This is a genomic window from Deltaproteobacteria bacterium, from assembly GCA_003194485.1.
Taxonomy (GTDB): Bacteria; Desulfobacterota; Dissulfuribacteria; order Dissulfuribacterales; family UBA3076; genus UBA3076.
Genome location: PQXD01000005.1, coordinates 144143 through 148046, shown reverse-complemented (window position 1 = coordinate 148046; position 3904 = coordinate 144143). Strand labels below are relative to the sequence as shown.

Here is a 3904-nt window from a genome sequence, read left to right as displayed (position 1 = left end):
GGGGTGGAATAAGGCTCTTATGACAATGAATCTCAATAATCAGCATTTCCAGAAAGTCCAGAGGGGCATAAGGCCAAAATTTGGCCGAATCGAAATCTTCGGCTGATATGATTTACGGGACACGCTCCAATATTATAAAGACAACCAATAATGGTCACCGCAGGCCTAAGCTAAGGGTGTGGAGCGCAGGCTGTTCAACAGGAGAGGAACCATATTCCATTGCTATAATATTAAGTGAATTAGTTAATGGAAATAATATAGACATGAAGATATTGGCCACTGATATCTCCACAAAGGTACTTAAGACCGCTGTAGACGGCATATACCCAAAGGAAAGAGTAAAGAATATTCCTACTCAGTTGCTCAGAAAATATTTCCAGATTGGTCAGAAGGCCTGGAGTGGACATTATCGTGTAAAGAGGGAGCTAAGGGATATCGTCAAATTCATGAGATTCAATCTCATGGAAGATCTACAGTCCAATAATATCTTTGACGTCATATTCTGCAGGAACGTAATGATATATTTTGATAAGGTGACACAAAATAACCTGGTGAACAGATTTTATGACCGTCTCAAGAAAGGAGGTTATTTATTTATCGGACATTCTGAAAGTCTGACCGGATTAACGCATAGATTCAAATTTATCGAACCAAGTATCTATCGTAAATAATCCTATGAACCAGATTGTAGTTGGAATCTCAGATCTGAAGGTAAGCGGGAATATAGGGGATGTGTTGATTACTTATGCCCTTGGTTCATGTATCGGTGTGGCCGTTTATGACCCCAGCGTAAAGGTTGGAGGGCTCCTGCACTACATGCTTCCCGATTCATCGATTGACGGTAATAAGGCAAAAAAAATCCGGCAATGTTTGCCGATACTGGGATACCTCTCCTTTTTAAATCCTGTTACAAGCTGGGGGCTGAAAAAAAGCGGATGATCGTAAAGATTGCCGGCGGGGCCAGTATCATGGATGACATGAACTACTTTCGGATCGGTCAGAAGAACATAACCGCCTTAAGAAAGATGTTCTGGAGGAATAATGTCATAATAAATGGCGAAGACATCGGTAAAAACCATAACCGGACCGTTCAACTGCATATCTCTACCGGTAAGGTCCTTGTTAAGAATTCTGCTAATGTCTTTGAGGAGTTGTAGCTACCGGAGGTTATTATGATCAGCGACAAGATCCTAAAATCCATTAATAATCTCCCTGCGTTCCCGGCAACGGTTCATAGGGTCTCAGAAGTGATCAGTGATCCCGATTTTTCAGTGGGTGATCTGGTCAATGTCATTAAATACGATCAGTCAATAACGGCAAATATCCTCAAAATGTGCAACTCGCCATATTTCGGTATCCGGTACAAGGTAAATTCCCCGCGCGAGGCAGTCGTCTATCTGGGACGGAAAAACATCCTCAATGTAGTCTATACGGCAGGGACCTCAAGATACTATAAGAAGGTCAAGGGGTATTACTGGGAGGCAACCAAACTGTGGGAACATTCCGTAGGGGTGGCCCTGATGTCCCAGATTCTGGCCAAAAAGATCTATGATCGTGAGGCCCCCGAGCTTTTTACAGCAGGTCTGCTACATGATATCGGGAAGGTTGTGCTGGGGGAATTTGTCCATGAGTCGTTTCAAGAGATCATGGATCTTGTCTCGAATCAGGGATATGCCTTTCTTGAAGCGGAAGAAAAGGTAATCGGCATTAATCATGCAGAACTTGGCGGAGAAATAGCATCTCTCTGGAACTTTCCCAAGGAGATAAGAGACGCCATTACCTATCACCATAGACCCGACTTGATGGAAAAAGGTGACGATAGCATCCCCTGGCTTATCTATCTTGCAGACCAGGCCTGTATGATGATGGGGATCGGCGGCGGAGCGGACGGCTTGGCCTACAGGGGATTGAAAGAGGTTATCAATAAATTCGGGCTTCGCCAGAGGGACTTTGAGGAGAGTATTGTCCTGCTGTTGAAAGACCTGGATGAGGCAAAGGAATTGCTCGACCTGGCGGAGAATGAGTAACCTTGAACGCTGAACCTTGAACCTTTGAACGGTCACTAAGGAGCTACTATGTCTTTCAATTTATTGATTGTGGATGACTCAAGGTCAATGCGTGCCGTTATAAAGAAGACCATTTCAATGTCAGGCTTTAAGATGGATCAGTGTGTTGAGGCCAGAAACGGTAGAGAGGCGCTGGATGTATTGGCAAAGGCTTGGGTGGACGTGATTATATCGGACATAAATATGCCCGAGATGAACGGATTAGAACTTTTAGAGGAGCTGAAGAAGGACAGCCTCCTTAAAGAAATTCCCACTATAGTGATAAGCACAGAGGGCAGTGAAAAACGCATTCAGGATGCCTACGATCTGGGGGCAAGGGGCTTCATAAAAAAACCTTTTTTGCCTGAAGAGATAAAAAAAGTCCTTTATGAGGTTATAGGGGTAAGTGATGAAGGAGAATATGGAGAAGATAAGGGAGACGATGACACCTTCGATTTTTGAGGTCTTTGAGAAGATGTTCTATATCTTTCTCGAACCCCTGGATATCAGGTATGATGAATATGATATGGAGGCCACCATAAGTTTTGACGGGACCATAAGTGGTGATGTCAAGGTCTTGCTTTCCAGGAGTATAGTAAAAGCCATGGTTCAAAACATGCTGGGGCTCAAGGAAGATGAGATTACCGGGCAGGATATGGAAGACTGCTCAAAGGAAGCGGTCAATATGATCTGCGGGAGTTTCCTGAGCAGACTTGATAGTACGAAGGTATTTAATCTGTCTTCTCCATCATTTAAAGAACCCGGAGACCTTGAATCGGGGGAAGATATCTGCAGGATGGATTTTGACTCTGATAATGGAAAGATCGGTGTGATAGTGAGGAGTCTGTGACCTTGAAAAGAATAAAGGTACTCATCGTTGATGATTCCGCTATCGTGAGAAAGATATTTTCTGAGGAACTCTCAAAATTTCCCGATATTGAGGTAGTGGGAACGGCCCCTGACCCCTATGTTGCCAGGGATAAGATCGTAAAGCTCAACCCTGATGTGATCACTCTGGATATCGAGATGCCGAAGATGGACGGTCTTACATTTCTCAAGAAGCTGATGAGATATTATCCATTGCCGGTAATCATAGTCAGCTCCTTGACACCAAAAGGGGGAAAATTGACGTTAGAGGCCATAGATATCGGGGCAGTGGAAGTCATCGCAAAGCCTGGCGGTTCTTATACGGTCGGGGATATGAGTACGCAACTGGCAGAAAAGATCAGGGCCGCATCAAGGGTAAAAATAGCAAGGAAGGATCCAGATAATCAACCGGCTTCCGTAAGGTCTGAGCCGATAAAGGCCCTTTCAAAGACCTCTAATAAGGTTATCGCTATAGGCGCCTCTACAGGCGGGACAGAGGCGCTGAAGAATGTCCTGTCCAGGATGCCTTCCAATTCACCGGGGATAGTCGTAGTGCAACACATGCCGGCCAAGTTTACAACGGCATTTGCAGAGAGATTGAATGATATCTGTCAGATCACGGTAAAGGAGGCCAGAAATAACGATTCTGTAAACCCGGGGTTTGCACTGATTGCCCCTGGTAATTACCACATGATCCTGAGGAGGAGCGGTGCCAGGTATTACGTTGAGATCAAGACTGGTCCAATGGTTCACCATCAGCGTCCCGCGGTTGACGTACTGTTTAAGTCAACTGCCCAATATGCAGGCCCTAATTCGATCGGCGCCATACTCACCGGTATGGGGGCAGATGGGGCAGAAGGGCTCCTAAGAGTCTGTCCCGCAAATATTAGTTGCAAAATGAGGCCGAATTCGGTAAAATATTATATAATTTCAACATGATAATTGCTTTTTGAGGGCCTCATGAACTACAATTTCAGAAGCTATAATCCGGA

At 44.8% G+C, this 3904-nt stretch carries 5 protein-coding genes and 1 pseudogene; all 6 read left to right on the top strand.

The window, feature by feature from the left end:
- Positions 1–107 precede the first annotated feature (107 nt).
- On the top strand, positions 108–671 hold the full coding sequence (locus C4B57_04585; protein ID PXF55193.1) for a hypothetical protein: 564 nt from the start codon (positions 108–110) through the stop codon (positions 669–671).
- A gap of 4 nt (positions 672–675) precedes the next feature.
- Positions 676–1157, top strand: a pseudogene (locus C4B57_04580) (chemotaxis protein CheD).
- A 15-nt stretch (positions 1158–1172) separates the two neighbouring features.
- Complete coding sequence (locus tag C4B57_04575; protein ID PXF55192.1) at positions 1173–2027, top strand: phosphohydrolase; 855 nt, start codon at positions 1173–1175, stop codon at positions 2025–2027.
- A 48-nt stretch (positions 2028–2075) separates the two neighbouring features.
- Positions 2076–2507, top strand: coding sequence for a response regulator (locus C4B57_04570; GenBank protein ID PXF55191.1), 432 nt, complete (start codon positions 2076–2078; stop codon positions 2505–2507).
- Complete coding sequence (locus tag C4B57_04565) at positions 2455–2895, top strand: hypothetical protein (protein PXF55190.1); 441 nt, start codon at positions 2455–2457, stop codon at positions 2893–2895. Before C4B57_04570 ends, C4B57_04565 begins: the two co-directional genes overlap by 53 nt.
- A 2-nt stretch (positions 2896–2897) precedes the next feature.
- Entirely contained in the window at positions 2898–3851 is a 954-nt protein-coding gene (locus tag C4B57_04560) for a chemotaxis response regulator protein-glutamate methylesterase (protein ID PXF55189.1), read from the top strand.
- Positions 3852–3904 lie beyond the last annotated feature (53 nt).